The organism is Pseudomonas sp. PvP028, assembly GCF_017832255.1.
Taxonomy (GTDB): domain Bacteria; phylum Pseudomonadota; class Gammaproteobacteria; order Pseudomonadales; family Pseudomonadaceae; genus Aquipseudomonas; species Aquipseudomonas syringae.
The window spans coordinates 2,622,513-2,640,030 of the sequence record NZ_JAFIBL010000001.1; the positions used below are offsets into that span (position 1 = coordinate 2,622,513).

Here is a 17,518-nt window from a genome sequence, read left to right on the forward strand (position 1 = left end):
GTCGTTCATAACGTACCTGCCTTTTTCCAGCTCATGTAACGGTTGACCAGCTGTGGGCCCAGTTCTCCTGGCCGCGCATCCATGATCACAATGCCTTGCGCGCTCAAACGATCGTGCAGCGAAGCGCGGGCATTGAGGAAGTCGATCGTCCCGCAATAACTCAGTGCTTCATCGTAGGTGTGTACCGGCGAGTGGCGCAGGCCGTCGAGGACTTCTTCGCGCAGACTGGCGATCAGTACCCGATGCTGTTTGCCGAGCTGCCTGGCAGCGGCCAGCAGTTCCTCATCGTCTTCATCGCGCAAGTTGGTCATCAACACCACCAGTGAACGTCTTTTATGACGAACCATCAGATGGCGCACGGCGGCGCTGTAGTCAGCGGGGCGCCGGGTGGTCTGCAGGTCATAGACCGTGTTGAGCACCCGATTCAACTGCCCAGGCCCCTTCACCGGCGCCAGATAACGATCCTGCTCGCCGGCAAAGGTCGCAATACCGACAGAATCACCCTGACGCAGCGCGACATAACTCAATAGCAGGCAAGCGTTGAGGGCGTGATCGAAGTGAGACAGGTCGCCGTCCTGACTGCGCATCCGACGTCCGCAATCGAGCATGAAAACGATTTGCTGATCCCGCTCGTCCTGGTATTCCCGTGCGATGGGCGCTCGCTGGCGGGCGGTGGCTTTCCAGTCGATCTGGCGCAGGCTGTCGCCCTCGCGAAACTCACGCAACTGGTTGAATTCCATGCCTAGCCCGCGGCGTTGTAGCTGGCGTATGCCCAATTGGCTCAACCAGTTATCCACCGCCATCAATTGACCGCCGCAGAGGCGGGCGAAATCCGGATAGACCCGCGTGATGCCGGGCACTGCCAGGTAGCGTCGTGTCGTCCACAGGCGCAACGTTCCCGGCAGGCTGATTTCGCACTGCTCAAACGTAAAGTGACCCCGGCTTGACGGGCGCAGGCGATAGCCGATGCTGCCTTTACCGCGTGCGGCCAGGGTGAGGGACTGAGGCAGGTTTTCGTGTTCCAGCCCGTGCGGCACATGATCGAATAGCCGCACGATCACGGGTCTGCGATTGTCGTGCTGCACGTCGAGCCGGACTTCGTTCCAGCGGTCCAGCGTCAGACTGCCCGCCAGCTCGCGCTGCACGCGTGGCGAGGGACTTCTGAGCAGCCAGATTGCATCAAGCACGCTCACGACGACGAGGGCCAGCAATGCCCCCCAGTAAAGGTCGTCGATTTTTGCCGGATACTCGATGCCCAAGGCATGAAGCGTTCCGAGCAGCAAGGCCACGCCCATCAGTCCGCCGAGCCAGCGCAGCAGCGTTATCGACGGCTTGAGGACCTGTTTCACAGGCGCGGTGCCGAGACCTGGTCGAGGATCTGCCTGAGCACCTGATCCACCGACAGCCCTTCGATGTCCAGCTCAGGCGACAGCCTGACCCGGTGTCGCAGCACCGCCAGTGCACAGCCCTTGATATCGTCCGGAGTCACGAACTCGCCGCCACGCAACACGGCTCGGGCCCGCCCACCACGCACCAGCGCAATCGAAGCGCGGGGGCCTGCGCCCTGACTCAGACCTGGCCAGGTGCGCGTGCTGCGTGCCAGTCGCACGGCGTAGTCCAACACTTGCTCATCGATGGGCAGCTCGCTGGCAATGCGTTGTAGCGCCTGAACCTCGCGGGCCTGCATGATGACCCTGAGCGGTCGCACGTCCAGCATGTCAGCCCTGGACGAGCGGGTGACCTGACGCACCATGTTCAGCTCTTCCTGCGCTTCGGGATAATCCATGCGCAGTTTGAGCATGAAGCGATCCAGTTCAGCTTCAGGCAATGGATAGGTGCCCTCCTGTTCGATGGGGTTCTGGGTCGCCAGCACCATGAACGGCTGCGGGATCGGCAGGGCGCGCCCTTCAAGGGTGACTTGCCGCTCCTGCATCGCTTCGAGCAAAGCCGCCTGGGTCTTGGCCGGTGCCCTGTTGATTTCGTCGGCCAGCAGCAGGTTGGTGAACAGCGGCCCCTTGCGCAGCTTGAACTGCTCGGTCTGCAGGTCGTACACCGCATGACCGGTGACATCGCTGGGCATCAGGTCCGGCGTAAACTGGATGCGCGCGAATTCGCAGCCGATGCAACTGGCCAGCGCGCGAACCAGCAGCGTCTTGCCAAGCCCCGGAACACCTTCCAGCAACACATGCCCGCCACCGATCAACGCGGTCAACACGTCGTCGATAACCGCATTTTGTCCAATCACGGCCTTTTGCAGCTCATTGCGCAACGCCTGAGCCAACTGGCTGGCGCGTTGACGCTGCTGCAACTGGGTGGTGGATTCGGCTGCGGGCTCGGCAAGTGGCTCGGTGCTGCTGCCTGATGGGGCGGGCGTTTGATCGCTCAAAACTCCCGGAGCCTTGCTAACTGTTATATTAGATTTATCTTCCATAAATCAATCACTTACCAGATTTAACGTTTTTCGTAATTTTTGTGCGCAGCGACTGAGTGTTTCTTCTCTCGCCTAGCATTATTTCCATGGTAACCGCTCAGGGCATGCGGCGTGTTGGTGCATGCCATTCAATTGCACTGACGTAGCTGCTGTCTGCAACAAAGGTAGAAATCTGCGGAAGGATGCCTTTTCTGAATGGGTGCCTCGTGGCTCGAAGGTCAGCAGTTCCTTAAACAAACAGCTTGGGCGTGGAATAACGCCACCTAGGTGTGAGCTGTGTCATTTTCCGTGAACACCAGGGCACGTGGGCATGTAAGCTATTCAGGAGGCCCCTCGCTAACTCTCTCAGGATCGCTCGCGATTCGTCACCAATCCTGACAGAGAGCCCCATGACTGCATCCATCCTCCGAGCAACATCCCTTCGCCCTAGACAATTCAAGCACTTAACCCGCGTAGCATCCGTGACTGGCCGTCTACCAGAGCGCGACGTGATGCTTTTGTGGCTCACCCACACCACTGGCGTTCGCGTAACCGAGCTGGCCTTGGTGGAGGTCGCAGACGTGCTGTATCCCAGTGGGGCCATCAAGCCCGATGTTTATCTTCGCGCAGAGATCACCAAGGGCTGCCGGCCGCGCAATGTGTACCTGACCCATCCACGATGAGTTGCCGCCTTAGAAAGCTGGATAGCGGTTCGCTTGCAGCGCCGCTGGGGCCTTTCTGGCGATGCTGAATACCGAGGCCTGCGCCCAAGTTCAAAACTGGTCACCACACACAAGGGTCAAGCCTTTGAACTGGCGTTCAAGCACCGTGAGCTGGACGGATGGCCAGAAGTTTACCGGGCCTGTGATTCGCTCCAGCAGACCATCAGTAGGCTATACCGGCAAGCCGGTATCAAGCAGGGGGCATCGCACAGCGGCAGGCGCTCCCTGGCAGCAAAAGTGTTGGCCGCTACAGGCGACGTTGAGACAGTGCAGACCATCTTGGGGCACGCCTGCCTTGATCACAGCAAGCCTTATTTGACTGTAACCAAGTGACAATTCGACGTGCATTCGAGGTTGCACTGGCATAGCGACATCAGTAGTGTGGGTTGGATTCATCTTCGAGCAAGAATCGGTTGCTCAGCTACGACCAAGGCCTCAGTTTCCCTCAAACAGAAATGGAATTCGCAAGTGAATTTATTGCTCTGGCTCACTGATTTGAAAGAACTCTGGATAGCACTCGTAGGTGCGATCGTCGGTGGCTTGTTTACCATGTGGGCTACGCATCTTACTCAGAAGGGAGAATTGAATCGCGCAGCACAAGAGCGGCGCGAGGAAAAAGTACAGATTGACGCTGAACATCAGCTGGTCCTTGCCAATACGGCTAAGCTGATTTTGGTAGAGATCACCACCGCTTGGAACGTCTATCGAGATGAGTATGCTGCAGATCTGATGCAGCTGCCCGACGGTGTGCCCTACCTTTGCGTTTTTCCTGTGGGAGAAAATTCGTTTCCCATTTTTGATTCTGCCCCTACGTGTTTAGCGCAACTGCCTACTGAAACTGCGCAACTAATCGTCAGGTTCTTCATGCGTGCAAAAGGCCTAATTGCTATGGTCAACATGAACAATATTGATACCGAGCGAGCACGCGAATACGCTAACGCAGAGCTGCAAAAACGCAGTAGCCAAGCGCTGCTTTCAGTCCAGCTCGAAAACGCCGAGGATATCAATACGAGCTACGTCCAGGACGCTAAAAGAATGGCTTCACTGATTGGGATGGGCAGTACAGCTGACGGTATGAAAGGACTCACGATTGAGATAGAAACGTTGGTTCTCGATCTCCAAGCCCGACTGGTCTGCGTCGACTGACCAGTCGATCGTCTGAGTTGTTTGCTAAAAAAGCTGCTATCTCTCCCACGGACTTGCTGGTTGCTGCCGTCAAGAACGTCAAGTCAATCCGTCTACAACCAGATCCATGAACAATGGAAAAAGTCGCTGCATTCACAAGCCCGCCGAGTTGCGGGCTTTGGCAGTGTCAGGATGCGGTTTTCGCGTCCTCAAGAACGAAGCAGGCTCTATGAATAGTACCTATCTTGAAGCACTTGAGGAGTTTGAAACCCTGACGGGCACTCCCTACCGAGATGAGCTTTATCTAACTCCAGCATCTGTTCCTGCTGAACTGCTCGACGTTATCAGCAAAGCAAAAATCAGTCAGGCTCACGCTCAGCAAATCAGCATTTCCCATCAGATGCAGCATTTCAAACAAGGCAATGTCGCCGTACTGCCAGAGGATAAGACGTACCTGGTGGGTGATTTTGAAAAGTGCAGGGAACAAATCGAGCTATGGAGTGCTGCACGTTCAGATCGTAAAAGTAAGTAGGAAAGCGTACCAAGCGCACACGAAGATCAGCCCATGCTGGGCCGAGGACGTAAAAACAGGGCGTTTTCAGCCCACTACATCAAGTTTGAATTAACCCTAAGAGACGCTATAAATGCTGATGCAAACCCGTGAATATTACCCAATTGCCACCCTATCGGGTGCTCAACCAGTCAAGTTCGAGGTGTCTCCGTTTCACTTGCATGTGAGCATTGGGCAGCCATACACCAAGATGGCCGTCAAGTTGGGCCAATTGCGCTTCGAGGACACCACAATGACAGTCAACAAAATTCCAGTTGTCAACGTGTGCGGTGGTAGCGGCAGCGATTTGTTCTGGCAGATCGCGCTTAAGCCTGAAGACGCCGCCGACCTGCAAGCGCTGATCGCTGAAATTTCCGAAGCGGCCAAGAGTCTCTAGCGACCCCGCCCCAGTTCGACGGGTCTTCAAGGAAAAAAGAGCCTATGAACCTTGATGAAATTCCAGTTGCAGCGCTGTTGGCATTGGCAGTATCCCTGTTTGGGCTATGGCGCGCTGAACGGGCACAAGGCAGGTCCAGAGCAGCGGAGCGATTTCTGCTGCAGCAGACAGTCTTACTCAAGGTCGAGGCGGCCCGCTCCGAATGGTACGCACTGGAGCGGGAAAACAACACGTTGATCCTTCGCTTGAGTCTTGATAGCGGCCTTCAACCTGAACTCCGAGCAATCGCTTCCGACTACCTTAAAGGTCAGAAAGAATTTCTCGCGATGTGTATTGCCGACGCAACCGCGTGTGCAGAAAACGTTTTTGCTAACGGTACCAAGTTCAGTGAGAAAAAATGCCGCGATGACCTTCGCCTTATCGAACTCAGTCTCGAAAAACTGAGACGGAATCAAGGGGTATCAGAGCGAAAGTTTGACGAACTCATGCAGCAAGCAGCTGCTCACGGCTGAATCTAGGAAAACCACCCTTTGTATGTTTTGGGCTGTTACTGCCAGCTGCGGTGACAAGTCACCCCGTCCAACACCAGCTCCACGAACGTCTGGACCTCAATGAAGGGAAGAACCATGGAATTCAAGCTTACTTATCGAACACTTCGCTGGTCAGCAAACACCTCACTCCGAGTCAAAAAGATCGACACTGGATGGCACATTTCACATCAGGCGATTAATGGTGACGCGGACTGCGAAGGTGCACCCTTTCTGGAAATGAATCTGAATCAAGATAACGTTAAATTCCCCGAAGGAGTGGGTACGTTTCTTGGCTTCGTGTGGCATCAATTAGACATTGGCGATATCGACGAGGAGCGGGCCCAGCAGATGATTCAGGAAATTGGCGACTGGATTACTGCCTGTGAGGCATCGCAACCGGTGTGGAAGGTTTGGAACAGCTAGGAAAAGGCGAGGATACCAACATGGAAGAAGTAGCTGTTTTTACTCGGCAGATTGCCTTGCGATCTACTGATCACAAACGGGCTATGCAGCTCGTGTCGGCTGCAAATATCCCAAGTCAGATGATGGCAATTCTGCGTCAAGAGCTGGACTCAATGGTTAGGGTCATCTACCTATTGGCTCAGGAACCTGCACGGCGTGATGAATTAATTATCGCTTCCGTGAATGGTGAGCTCTGGCGGCAACCCAATGGGCGCGGTCGTGTAACGGATCATGAGATGGTTGAGCTGGCACAGCATCTCCAAAATTGGGCTCGATCCGTCTACAAATTTGGTTGTGCTTTCATCCATTTATCCAATTTGCACGATTACAACGACAGAGATCCGTTGCAGCAGCTTCCAGCCGCTGAGCGTGACGCGGTTCTAGAGCACTGCCGGCACTACCATGGTGGTCCTGTGGGATCAGACTTTTCGGAGTTGGTGCCATACTTGCCGAGCGTTTTGGAGAAAGTGTCGAGTAACCTTGAACACTACCTACAGCAGCTAAGGGATGGGGGATTTCATAAGCCCGGTGACATTTGGTAGGAAAATCCTATGAGAGTGCTATGACTAATCGAAAATTTGCGTATCTAGTCGCGGCGATTTTCGTGCTACTCGCGGTTTTCCACCGTCAGCTGATTGGTTGGATTGATGTCGACGGATTCTGGTTTCTGGTCGTTTTTGTCGCAGTGTTTACGGGCCGCTTGAGCCTGTACGTTTACAGGAAATCGCGAGGTCGTAAAGATAGCCTCGATACTCGCCGCTGGTGGGATATCTTTTGATCTAGGAAACGTGCCGCTTGCCCGGCCGCAATATTTACCTGTGGTCGCACTGTGATGGCCTGTCCAACGAACGATAGGAAAAATCGGTGTCTCGTCAAAGAAAGGTTTCAGTTGCAACGTGGTGCCTCATAGAGCATTCCTGATTGTTTGCAGGTGGGCTACCTGGCGGGTGAATTCGCTGTGTGACAGGCGTTGCGGCGGGCGAGGGCGCAGTGCGTCGCTGATGGCGCTGGTGGGCTGACGGGTCAGGCGTGCAAGCACTTGCCATTGTTCGGCAACGACCAGCCGCTCGAAACCGGGATGCAGCTGGCGGGCGCGACGCAGGATGTCCTGTTGCAGGCGTTTGATCAGCGTCTGCTGCCCGGTATGTTTGCGCAGGAACTCGGCACTGGCGCGCAGGTGCTCGGTCAGCTGGCGGCGTGCAAGTGGCGCGGGTCGACGCAACGGACCCTCGCGCAGACCGATATGCCACAGGCCCAGGCCGATCAGCAGTGCCAGCGTCAGCAGCGCCTGAGGATAGTTGCGCAGCAACAGGCTCAGCAGGTTGTCGTGTTCGGTTTGCAGCACCAGGGTCACCTGGCTGTCCTGCGTCAGATACCAGAGCAGCCAGGCATTGTCATAGTGGCCGATCGAGCGGGTTTTCCACAGGTTGGCGTCCGTGATAACCGTGATCAGCCCAGTGCCCCGGCTTATCTGCAGCAGGTGCGTGGCATCGGCGCTGTTGGCCCAGGACTGGGCGTGATCTTCCGGGTCTTCGAGGTGAAACGCCGGATCGAAACTCATGTAGGCCGGGGCGCTCTCGTTTTCCAGGTACAGACGGGTCAGCTCTGGCCAGGGCATTTTCTTGTGTGTGGGGGCCGGCGTCATCAGCGGGATGGGCAGTGGCGGCTGAGCGTCGGCCAGCTGCTGTTCCTTGGCATTGATGTCTTTGGTGAGGTACTGGTGAATCTGCAGACTGTCCAACAGCAGATCGCCGCTGCGACCTTTTTGTTCGTCCCACAGTTGTTCGGCGACGAACAGCAGGTGCCCGCCTGCTTCGGCCCAGTTCAGCAGTTTTTGGGTTTGCGCCGGCGTCATGTCTTCCCGGTCATCGAGCAGCAGCAGGGTCTGGGTGCTCTGACTCGGGTCGGGAAGCTGAGCCAGCGTATCGACGGTATTCACTGTGACAGAGAGGCCACGCAGAAAATGTTCGGCCGCCAGCCAGGGATTGGCCTTCGCCTCTGGCGAGGGGCCCTGATCGACCGTTTTCTCGTAGCGCTCGAGCTGAGTGCTCAGAAACAGCGCGCCACTTGCCAGCAGCAACAGGACCAGCAGCCCGATCAGCAGTCCGGTACGGCGGCTCATGGCTGCGGTGCCTGGTTGAACAGGCGACGCCAGCCATCGCAGAGTTCCTGCCGGGCATGCGCCGGTGGCAGGCGATGCCCGTAGGCGAGGTTTTGCCAGTGTGCGGTCAGCGCGCGGCTGAATTCGCTCAGCAGCGGCTGGTTGAGCGCGGCGATACGTTCGAGTACCTGACTTTCGGTATCAGCATTTTTCAAGGGCAATCGATAGTCGCTCAGCAAGCGGCTGAGCAAGGCGCGGTACAGCAGACCCAGCGCTTCGCGAGGCTGGCTGTTCCAGAGCTGCTCGGCCCGGCCGGCAACATCGTCGGGCAGGCTTTCAGCATTCACTTGCAGACCAAAGAGCTGATCGGGTGCCGGGCGGGTGGTTTTGGCCTTGCCGGTCTTCCGGCCAACGAAGGTCCTGAACCAGTCCCGGTAACGAAAGATCACCAGCCCCACAAGCCCGATGAACACGGCCCACAGCAGTACTTCAATCAGGCTGGCCAGGGCGCTCGCTGCGCGCAGAAGCCGATTGAGCCAGGTCATCAGCCAGCTCTGATCACGCGTGTCCCGAGCCGCAGACTGGCCTTTCTGTTTTTCAGGAAAGCGCCAGCCCGTTTCGGTCCGGGGGTTGCGGAAGGGCGGCTGTTGCAGAACGTTGTGGATCTGGCTGCGTGCCGCTTCGCTGGTCAGGGGCTGGCGGGTCAGGCGCGGCGTGTCGGGCGCCGCCACGGACGGAGCGGATTGCGCAGGGGCGGATTCCGGCAACGGGCAGCTGTAGCTTTGCTGATCGGCCCAGACCGGTGCTGGCGCTGCCGAAAGCATCAGCCCGACGCCCATCAACACGGCATAGGCCGTACCGATCAGGCGCTGGCGCAGGCGCCGGAAGATCAGTTCTATGTCCCAGGCTTCAAGAACCGTGCGGCGATTCAAGTACAGCGTGAAGCCGCAGGCGACATACACAGGCTCCCAAAGTATCAGCGCCAGGGCATAGAAGAGGTTGGTCAGGTGGTCGATCCACAGCCATTGGTTTTCGACGTCGAGCAGACTCATCCAGTGCCAGTCGATCTGGATTTGCTGCGGTATCAGGGCGTAAAGCAGGACCAGCAGGCCTATCCACAGTGCGTATTCCAGGTGTGCGCCAACGATGGTGAGCAGCTGTGCGGCACGCAGGTCTTTCTGGCTGAGAAGGCCGATGCGCAGGGCGCGTTCGGTGCCTGCCAGATGCTCCAGTTGCTGCACCGGCAGTTGGAAGCTGCGACTCAGGGAAAGACGTCGCCACAAGAGGCTGGGCAGCAGTTGCTCCTTCAGGGTCGCCGGCCAGGCCTTGAGGGCCTGTCGCAGTGTCGGCGTGGCACCGAACAGTGACTGCGAAAGGATCAGCAGCGGCAACCGCTCGAACGCAGGTTTGAGCCACCAGAACAGCAGGATGGCGGCCGTGGGGTAATCCCAGAACAGTGCACTGAGGACACAGAAAAAGGGCAGGGTGACGATTGCCCAACTGCTCATCAGCACACCGCGGTGCCGCCCGGCGAGCAGTACGCCCAGGTCGATGGCCTCCCACGGCGAGCGAGGGCGTATTGCAACAGTCGACTCAGTCAGGCGCATGAGGTGTACGTCCTGCCAGAGTCAGATACGCGGCCACCAGCACCCACAGGACGGCGCCTGTCAGGTACTTGAGAAGGGGCCCGGGCCAGGTCATCGATGACCAGTAGGCCTCGATGAAGGCTGCAATCAGCAGAAACAGGATCACCCCGCCGACTAGCTGCATGCTGGCCCGCGCGGCGATGCGCAGTGCGGCACTGCGCGTCAGTCTTCCCGGAGCCAGCAAGGCCCAGCCCAGTTTGAGGCCCGCCGCCCCGGCGAGGGCGATGGCCGTCAGCTCGAAGGCGCCGTGACCGATGACGAAGGGCCAGAAGGTCTGCCCGTAACCGATGTCTGTCAGATGCCCGGCGATTGCGCCGGTCATCAGCCCGTTGAAGAGCAGGAAGAACAGACTGCCCAGCCCGAACAGCAAGCCGCTTGCATAGGTTTGGAAGGCGATACCGATGTTGTTCATGATGTAGTAGCCGAACATCATCCAGTCCGTATCGGAACCCCGTTCGACGGGCTGACCGACCCGGCTGGCCGACGGGTCATACATGCTCTGCATGTCTGCCAGTTGTTCGGGGCTGACGACGCTGTAGATCAGTTGTGGAAAACCATAGACCAGCAACGCCATGCCGATCAGGCTGCCGAACAGCAGCAGGCTGGCAACCAGTACAAAGCGCCATTCGGCCCGCACGCGTCGCGGAAAGCCGCTCAGAACGAAGCTCAGCAATCGCACCCCGGCAGTGCTGCGGTGGCGGTAAAGTTGCTGATGACCGCGCATGGCCAACTGATGCAATGGGTCGACCAAATGGCTGCTGTAGCCACGCTCCTGTGCCAGCGCCAAGTGGTGGCAAAGGCGCCGATAATCGCCGGGAAAGTTCGCGCCGCCGCTGACATCGCCCTTGCCCTGTTCAAGGGCTGTCAGGCGCTGCTCGAAGCGTTGCCACTCCTGCTGATGGCGGGTTTCAAACAGGCTCTGCTTCATGTCGGCCCCAGCAGGTTGCGGGCGATGCCGTTTACATGAGCGACCGCCGTGTCGGCGTGGATACGCAAGGGTTCGGCGAGGATGGCCGCCAGTTCCTGGGTTCGCGCGCTGGACAGTTCAGCCTGCCGCTCCGCCAGGCCGAGCAGCGCGCGCTGTTCATCCAGACGCAGGGCAAAGGGCACCATGACCGGTTCGGCCTGCGGCAGGGTAGGGCGCGCCACCGGCCGGTCGCTGTAAATCACCAGCGTTCCGGCGGCGAGATCACCCAGCCGTTTGAATAGCGGATGGTTCAGACAAGTGATCGCGCCAAGCCCGTAGCCCAGCGGGAGCATGTCGACGAAGCGCAGCAGGTTGCGGATCAGCGAAGAAGACCAGTCTATGGGCGTGCCGTCGTCATGCACCACCCGCAGCCCGAGCAGGCGCTTGCCCGGTGTGCGTCCCTGGTTGAGTACTTCAAACAGCACCATGTACCACCAGTTCACCAGAAAAAACACCAGAGCGGCCAGACCCATGCCGAGCTTGTCGAACAGCTGAAGAAGCACGAAGAACACGCCGAGGAGGGCTGCGCGAATGGCGAAGTCGATGCCGAACGCCAATGCGCGGGAAACCAGCCCGGCAGGGCGCAGAAGCATATCGATGCCTTCTGGTGTCTCGATTTCAATGCGCGTGTCCAACGGCGTGGGCAGCGCTGCACTCCTTGGCGAAGCGGGACGGGATGACATTGTCGGAAGGACGCGCCTGAAAACCAAAACTGATGCTAGCTACCGCAGCGGAGCTAAGCAACCGACCATTCAATACGCGGGCTGTAAGAAAACATTTCCCGGTGCGCCGGATACGACCCGATTAGCCAATGACACCTGTCACGCCCTACACTTCGTGGGTCTTTTGTTCAGGATCAGCCCGTGACCTCCAGCATCTTCTGGTACGACTACGAAACCACCGGTATCAACCCGCGCAATGACCGTGCGCTGCAGATGGCCGGAATTCGCACGGATACCGACCTCAATGAAATAGCGCCTCCGGTCAATCTGCACTGCCAGCTCAGCGATGACATCCTGCCTCATCCTGTCGCCTGCATGATTACCGGAATCACTCCGGCCACGCTGGCAGAAAAAGGCCTGTGCGAGGCCGATTTCATGACGCGCGTACATGCCGAACTGTCTGCTCCGGGAACCTGTGGCGCGGGTTACAACACCTTGCGTTTTGATGATGAAGTCACGCGCTACAGTTTTTATCGCAACTTCTTCGACCCCTATGCGCGCGAATGGCAGGGGGGCAACAGTCGCTGGGATCTGATCGATGTTGTGCGGGCTGCCTACGCATTGCGCCCCGATGGCATTGTCTGGCCGGAACAGGACGGCCGGGTCACGCTGAAACTGGAGCGGCTGACGGCTGCCAATGGTATTGATCACGGGCAGGCGCACGACGCGTTATCCGATGTGCGTGCAACTATTGCGCTGGCACGTTTGATTCGTGAAAAGCAGCCGAAGCTTTACGACTATCTGTTTGCATTGCGCAGCAAACAGAAAGTCCAGGAACAGGTTCGCCTGATGCAGCCTCTGGTGCATATTTCGGGACGCTTTTCTGCGGCGCGCAATTACCTGGGCGTGGTGCTGCCGTTGGCCTGGCACCCGCATAATCGCAACGCGCTGATCGTGTGTGATCTGCACCTGGATCATTCACCGTTGTTGCACGAGGGCGCTGAAACACTCAAGCGGCGTTTATATACGCGGCATGACGCGCTGGGCGACGGCGAATTGCCCGTGCCGCTCAAACTCTTGCATATAAACCGTTGCCCGGTGATCGCGCCGCTGGGGGTGCTGCGCAGCGAAGATCAGCAGCGGCTGCAACTGGACATGGCCGGCTATCAGGCACGCGCAGCGCAATTGAGTGAACGCCGCGAAGTTTGGCACGATAAACTGGCGGCCGTTTACGGCAAGGACGACTTCGTCGCAAGTGAAGATCCCGAACAGCAGTTATATGACGGTTTTATAGGTGACCGTGATCGTCGACTGTGTGAGCAAGTTCGGCAGGCCGAGCCCGAACAACTGGCGCGTGACGCCTGGCCGTTTGATGATGCCCGATTGCCTGAATTGTTATTCCGGTATCGCGCTCGTAACTTTCCTGACACCTTGAGTGGCGAAGAGCAAACACGCTGGCGGGATTTCTGTCAGCAGCGCTTGCGCAGCCCGGAATGGGGCGCTCCCAACACCCTGCATGACTTTACGGCCGCTTGGGTAGAATGCTCCCTTAGTGCCGCGCCAGAGCAGTTAGAGGTGTTGCGGCAGTGGCAGGATTACGCCAACAAGCTGAGTAACCGTCTGGGCGTATAAAAATACCGGGCAATAAAAAACGCCAGCAGGCTGGCGTTTTTGCAATCGCAATGAACCGCGATCTGGCGAAGCTTAGCCCAGCAAAGTGGCCCAGCTTTCAACGTCGTCGCTGCCCCACTTGGCTTTCCACTCTTTCAGCGTCTTGTGGTTGCCACCTTTGGTTTCGATGACTTCACCGTTGTGCGGGTTCTTGTATTGCTTGACCTTGCGCGCGCGTTTGGTGCCGGCAGGTTTAACAGCGCCGCCACGGGGGGCCTTGTTTACCTTGGCATCCGGATCCAACAGGGCAATGATGTCACGCAGCGACTTTTGGTATTCGCCCATCAGCGTGCGCAGTTTGCCTTCGAATTCCAGCTCGGTTTGCAGTTTGTCGTCCTGCGACAGGTTCTTCAAACGGGCTTGCAGTTCTTTGATGGCTTCTTCTGTAGCGCGGTATTCGTTGATCAGGGACATGAGGAGACCTTATGTTGTGAGGGTTGCAGGGATACAGTGCGGCAATAATAGTCACTGTAAATGAGCAAGTAAACATTAAATAAAAGTTTTATTTGAATTATTTAGCAATATACACGCGTCCTACAGACGTCTGAACTAGGAGCGCGTCACGCTTCCTTCAAAAGATCGCCCCTATAAAGCCCTTCTTATTACAGGTTTTGTTTAGCGATGGGCACCCGGAAAACGCATACTGGCAAGGTGCAATCTTTGGCCTTGGCGGTGTGCTTTTTCGGCATCTGAATTCAGGCAACAGAGATACTGCAGTTTTGCTGCGCAGCCGCTAGAATAGCGGCTTTGCGAAGTTCTGGAGTTTCCCCCAATGCGCACTTTTCGTCTGGTGATTGCTTGCCCGGACCGTGTAGGCATCGTTGCCAAAGTCAGTAACTTTCTGGCGTCCCATAACGGCTGGATCACCGAAGCGAGTCATCATTCTGACAATCTCAGCGGCTGGTTTTTCATGCGTCACGAGATCCGTGCCGACACCCTGCCTTTTGACCTGGACGGCTTCCGTGAAGCCTTCACGCCGATTGCCGAAGAGTTTTCGATGGACTGGCGCATTACCGACTCGGCGCAGAAGAAGCGCGTCGTGCTCATGGCAAGTCGCGAATCGCACTGTCTGGCCGACCTGCTGCACCGTTGGCACAGTGACGAACTCGACTGCGACATCGCCTGTGTGATTTCAAACCACCAAGACCTGCGCAGCATGGTCGAGTGGCACAACATCCCTTACTACCATGTTCCGGTGGACCCGAAAGACAAGGAGCCTGCATTCGCCGAGGTATCGCGTCTGGTCGGTCATCACCAGGCTGATGTCGTGGTTCTGGCGCGTTATATGCAAATCCTGCCGCCGCAGTTGTGCCGTGAATATGCCCATCAGGTCATCAATATTCACCACAGCTTCCTGCCATCGTTCGTCGGGGCCAAGCCTTATCACCAGGCCTCGTTGCGCGGCGTCAAACTGATCGGCGCGACCTGTCACTATGTGACCGAAGAGCTCGACGCCGGTCCGATCATCGAGCAGGACGTCGTGCGCGTCAGTCACCGTGACAGCATCGAAAACATGGTGCGTTTCGGCCGCGACGTGGAAAAAATGGTGCTGGCGCGCGGCCTGCGCGCTCACCTGGAAGACCGCGTTCTGGTTCACGACAACAAGACAGTCGTCTTCGGCTGATCTATCTTTTCCGGAGCGCGTCTGTCGCGCTCCCGACTCAGCTGTCGGCAAGGGTGCAACGCGCAAGGTGACAGCCAATGACCGATCCTCTCGACAAAGCCACTTCCACCGCTCCGGCAACACTTGGCGAAGGCTGCCTGAGCCGCTATGACCCTGCTGAACTGACTGCTGAAAACGGCACTGATTTCGACGGTGCCGCAGCACTGTGGCGCGAGCTGCAGCAAGCGCAAGCGCCTGGTGAAGGGCTTGAGGAGGAGGGGTAACAAGAGGATGAGTGAGTCAGACCCTTGAGCGGTGCAAGGCATGCACCGCCCGAAGGGTTTCGGATCAGGCCAGGGCCTTGGAAGCCAGCCAGAACAACGCTGCGGACAAGGCGACCGTTGCCGGTAGGGTCAGCACCCAGGCCAGCAGGATGGTGCGCACGGTTCCGCCTTGCAGACCGCTCTTGTTGGCGACCATGGTGCCGGCTACACCCGACGACAGAATGTGCGTGGTGGACACTGGAAGACTGAACACGTTGGCCAGACCAATCGCGCAGGCGGTGGTGATCTGCGCCGACATGCCTTGTGCGTAGGTCATGCCCTGCTTGCCGATTTTCTCGCCGATCGTCAGTACCACACGTTTCCAGCCGACCATGGTGCCGATGCCCAGCGCCAGTGCGACCGCCAGAATCACCCAGAACGGTGCGTACTCGGTGGTGGTGGTCAGGTCCTTGCGAAGTTTCTCCAGGTCGGATTTTTCACGCGCTGACAGGTCCGGAAGTTTGCCGACCTTGCGGGCGGTGTCGTCCAGGCACAACAGGTAGCGACGAACTTCGATGCGGCTTTCAGGGGCCAGCGCGTGGTAGTCGGACACGCCCTTCAGGCGGTCGAGCAGCGCGTCGATGGTGGGTTCGGTCTGCTTCGGATTACAGGCAGAGCTGGACGGCAGGTCGCCTTTTTCGGCTTTACCCATGGCCAGGTATTCGCCCAGCGTGCTGCTGTTGCGCTGATAGAACTGGTTCAGGTGCTGGGTCGCATCGCGGGTGCGTTCGATCTGGTAGGTCGTGCTGGTGAGGTCAAGCACGAACTGGCTGGGCACGATACCGATCAGTACCAGCATGATCAGGCCAATACCTTTCTGGCCGTCATTCGAACCGTGTACGAAGCTGACCGCCATGGCGGAGATGACCAGCACCAGACGGTTCCAGAACGGCGGGTGCTTCTTGTCATCCAGCTTGCGGCGCTGGTCAGGGGTCTTGTGCATCTTCGACAGCGGACGCCACCATTTCAGGGCAATCAGTACCAGGCCCGCAACGATAAAGCCGGCCAGCGGCGAGAACACCAGCGAAGCGCCGATATCGATCGCTTTCTGCCAGTTCACGCCATCGGCCAGCGGGATATCGTTGAGCAGCGCATTGGCCAGACCCACACCGAGTATCGAGCCGATCAGCGTGTGCGAACTGGAGGCCGGAATGCCGAAGTACCAGGTGCCGAGGTTCCAGGTAATCGCCGCCGCCAGCAGCGAGAACACCATGGCCAGGCCATGTCCGGTGTTGACGTTGATAAGCAGTTCGACCGGCAGCAGGTGGACGATGGCATAGGCAACGCCCACGCCGCCCAGCAACACGCCGAGAAAGTTGAATACACCGGAAAAGAGCACGGCCAGATGAGGCGGCATCGCTTTGGTGTAAATGACTGTCGCCACCGCGTTGGCGGTGTCATGAAAGCCGTTGATGAACTCGAAGGTGAGGACGAAAGCCAGGGCGAGCAACAGGCTCACAAGCACCCAGGCATCAAGCCCGCTGAATAAATCGATCATGTAGGTTTTCTGACCGGGTCTGAAGGGGGCGCGATTATGACAGAAAAAATACCGAACGACTTGTCGTCACCACGTGGTGTCGCCTCAAACCAAAAAAAAGACGCATGAGCGCCGCCCCGTTGAATGTTCAATGAGGCAGTAAGGCGTGTAATTCCGGGGGCTGAAAGTCAGAAACGTATCGGGCAGGGATCATCGGCCCTGCGCTGTCATGGCTCTTCTTTCAGGCCTTCTTCCATTTTTTGCAGTTCTTGCTTGAACGCCTGGTCCAGCAGGCTGGCTCTTTTGCGCCAAGGCTTGCGTTCCGGTTCAGGTTGCGCGGCGTAGGTGGTGATTTCACCGCCGTAGACATCCTTGTAGCGTTGTTCCTGGCGCTCAAGTTCCGCGCGCAGTTCATCTTTAGTCACTTTAATACCTGATCGAGTCGAATGGGCTCTGGCGATGACGCAAAACATTGCAAGTATGTTCACTCCAGTCTGGCTGTATACCAACTACAGTCAGCGGCCTGTTCGGGCGATTGCGCGAAAGGGTTACTGGACATACCTGTTGTTGTCTGCGGCTACGTGCACCAGAGAGAAATACCTGTCGTAGCGACACACGTTTGATTTCAAGCACAGGGCTTGCGCTGGCAGGCTTGCTGATGGTCTCGCTGCGATGGTGCACCGTGACAACGCTTCGACAGGACAGTCGAGGCAGAAATCGGGTCAATGGATCAATCGTTGCGAGGGTATTGCCAACCAACTGACAGATACTATCTCCAAGAACTTCTGCTACGTCAACAACAGAGGTTGAATGAGTTCACATGTCTGGTTTTTTTGTACGATTGTTCCGAAGTTTCAGTGAGCCATTTATAT

The 17,518-nt window shown here is 57.6% G+C and carries 21 protein-coding genes; 12 read left to right on the plus strand and 9 right to left on the minus strand.

The features are described from left to right. Positions 1 to 5: 5 nt before the first annotated feature. Both JOE34_RS11710 and JOE34_RS11715 read right to left on the minus strand, forming a co-directional pair. Complete coding sequence (locus JOE34_RS11710; protein WP_209995788.1) at positions 6 to 1,349, minus strand: DUF58 domain-containing protein; 1,344 nt, start codon at positions 1,347 to 1,349, stop codon at positions 6 to 8. After that, entirely contained in the window at positions 1,346 to 2,386 is a 1,041-nt protein-coding gene (locus JOE34_RS11715; RefSeq protein WP_074907281.1) for a MoxR family ATPase, read from the minus strand. The genes JOE34_RS11710 and JOE34_RS11715 overlap by 4 nt, the downstream gene beginning before the upstream one ends. 533 nt (positions 2,387 to 2,919) lie before the next feature. Between JOE34_RS11715 and JOE34_RS25855 the strand changes: the two genes are divergently transcribed. The 9 genes from JOE34_RS25855 to JOE34_RS11755 all read left to right on the plus strand — a co-directional run bounded on the left by JOE34_RS25855 (position 2,920) and on the right by JOE34_RS11755 (position 6,974). Continuing rightward, complete coding sequence (locus JOE34_RS25855; RefSeq protein ID WP_245227011.1) at positions 2,920 to 3,093, plus strand: hypothetical protein; 174 nt, start codon at positions 2,920 to 2,922, stop codon at positions 3,091 to 3,093. Positions 3,094 to 3,126: 33 nt separating this feature from the next. Next, positions 3,127 to 3,465 (plus strand): tyrosine-type recombinase/integrase, encoded by a 339-nt coding sequence (locus tag JOE34_RS25860; RefSeq protein WP_235202855.1) that lies wholly within the window; start codon positions 3,127 to 3,129, stop codon positions 3,463 to 3,465. Between the two features lie 135 nt (positions 3,466 to 3,600). Next, on the plus strand, positions 3,601 to 4,278 hold the full coding sequence (locus tag JOE34_RS11725) for a hypothetical protein (protein ID WP_010423975.1): 678 nt from the start codon (positions 3,601 to 3,603) through the stop codon (positions 4,276 to 4,278). 208 nt (positions 4,279 to 4,486) lie between these two features. Beyond that, positions 4,487 to 4,789 (plus strand): hypothetical protein, encoded by a 303-nt coding sequence (locus JOE34_RS11730; protein ID WP_010423977.1) that lies wholly within the window; start codon positions 4,487 to 4,489, stop codon positions 4,787 to 4,789. A 112-nt stretch (positions 4,790 to 4,901) separates the two neighbouring features. Then, positions 4,902 to 5,204, plus strand: a complete 303-nt coding sequence (locus tag JOE34_RS11735) for a hypothetical protein (protein ID WP_010423979.1) — start codon at positions 4,902 to 4,904, stop codon at positions 5,202 to 5,204. Between the two features lie 44 nt (positions 5,205 to 5,248). After that, positions 5,249 to 5,716 (plus strand): hypothetical protein, encoded by a 468-nt coding sequence (locus JOE34_RS11740; RefSeq protein WP_024665149.1) that lies wholly within the window; start codon positions 5,249 to 5,251, stop codon positions 5,714 to 5,716. A 114-nt stretch (positions 5,717 to 5,830) separates the two neighbouring features. Beyond that, positions 5,831 to 6,157, plus strand: coding sequence for a hypothetical protein (locus JOE34_RS11745; protein ID WP_116817492.1), 327 nt, complete (start codon positions 5,831 to 5,833; stop codon positions 6,155 to 6,157). Positions 6,158 to 6,177: 20 nt separating this feature from the next. Further along, positions 6,178 to 6,738: a hypothetical protein gene (locus tag JOE34_RS11750; protein WP_010423989.1), complete on the plus strand. Its 561-nt coding sequence runs from the start codon at positions 6,178 to 6,180 to the stop codon at positions 6,736 to 6,738. 20 nt (positions 6,739 to 6,758) lie between these two features. Next, the gene (locus tag JOE34_RS11755; RefSeq protein WP_010423992.1) at positions 6,759 to 6,974 is read left to right on the plus strand and encodes a hypothetical protein; all 216 of its coding nucleotides are present in this window, start codon (positions 6,759 to 6,761) and stop codon (positions 6,972 to 6,974) included. 126 nt (positions 6,975 to 7,100) lie between these two features. Here JOE34_RS11755 and JOE34_RS11760 read toward each other — a convergent pair whose 3' ends face one another. From JOE34_RS11760 to JOE34_RS11775, 4 genes are read right to left on the minus strand one after another with little or no spacing between them, the layout of a single operon-like run. Continuing rightward, positions 7,101 to 8,318 (minus strand): DUF4350 domain-containing protein, encoded by a 1,218-nt coding sequence (locus JOE34_RS11760; RefSeq protein WP_074907313.1) that lies wholly within the window; start codon positions 8,316 to 8,318, stop codon positions 7,101 to 7,103. Beyond that, on the minus strand, positions 8,315 to 9,904 hold the full coding sequence (locus JOE34_RS11765; protein WP_096115842.1) for a DUF4129 domain-containing protein: 1,590 nt from the start codon (positions 9,902 to 9,904) through the stop codon (positions 8,315 to 8,317). The genes JOE34_RS11760 and JOE34_RS11765 overlap by 4 nt, the downstream gene beginning before the upstream one ends. Then, a complete protein-coding gene (locus JOE34_RS11770) occupies positions 9,891 to 10,871 on the minus strand; it encodes a stage II sporulation protein M (protein WP_003395964.1) in 981 nt (326 codons plus the stop codon). The genes JOE34_RS11765 and JOE34_RS11770 overlap by 14 nt, the downstream gene beginning before the upstream one ends. Continuing rightward, positions 10,868 to 11,593: an RDD family protein gene (locus JOE34_RS11775; protein WP_032662780.1), complete on the minus strand. Its 726-nt coding sequence runs from the start codon at positions 11,591 to 11,593 to the stop codon at positions 10,868 to 10,870. The genes JOE34_RS11770 and JOE34_RS11775 overlap by 4 nt, the downstream gene beginning before the upstream one ends. Positions 11,594 to 11,773: 180 nt before the next feature. On the opposite strand from JOE34_RS11775, the gene sbcB reads away from it, so the two are divergent. Continuing rightward, positions 11,774 to 13,204 carry an exodeoxyribonuclease I gene (gene sbcB / locus JOE34_RS11780; protein ID WP_003425182.1) on the plus strand — a complete coding sequence of 477 codons (1,431 nt, stop codon included), beginning with the start codon at positions 11,774 to 11,776 and terminating at the stop codon, positions 13,202 to 13,204. A 72-nt stretch (positions 13,205 to 13,276) separates the two neighbouring features. Here the strand turns inward: sbcB and mvaT are convergent, their stop codons facing one another. Then, a complete protein-coding gene (mvaT, locus tag JOE34_RS11785) occupies positions 13,277 to 13,657 on the minus strand; it encodes a histone-like nucleoid-structuring protein MvaT (RefSeq protein ID WP_002554971.1) in 381 nt (126 codons plus the stop codon). A gap of 358 nt (positions 13,658 to 14,015) precedes the next feature. Between mvaT and purU the strand changes: the two genes are divergently transcribed. Both purU and JOE34_RS11795 read left to right on the plus strand, forming a co-directional pair. Beyond that, positions 14,016 to 14,867, plus strand: coding sequence for a formyltetrahydrofolate deformylase (gene purU / locus JOE34_RS11790; RefSeq protein WP_003413243.1), 852 nt, complete (start codon positions 14,016 to 14,018; stop codon positions 14,865 to 14,867). A gap of 77 nt (positions 14,868 to 14,944) precedes the next feature. Next, complete coding sequence (locus tag JOE34_RS11795) at positions 14,945 to 15,130, plus strand: hypothetical protein (RefSeq protein WP_010424031.1); 186 nt, start codon at positions 14,945 to 14,947, stop codon at positions 15,128 to 15,130. Positions 15,131 to 15,194: 64 nt separating this feature from the next. Here the strand turns inward: JOE34_RS11795 and JOE34_RS11800 are convergent, their stop codons facing one another. Next, positions 15,195 to 16,667: an inorganic phosphate transporter gene (locus tag JOE34_RS11800; protein WP_003425186.1), complete on the minus strand. Its 1,473-nt coding sequence runs from the start codon at positions 16,665 to 16,667 to the stop codon at positions 15,195 to 15,197. Between the two features lie 206 nt (positions 16,668 to 16,873). Further along, positions 16,874 to 17,071: a hypothetical protein gene (locus JOE34_RS11805; protein WP_002554967.1), complete on the minus strand. Its 198-nt coding sequence runs from the start codon at positions 17,069 to 17,071 to the stop codon at positions 16,874 to 16,876. Positions 17,072 to 17,518: the final 447 nt, after the last annotated feature.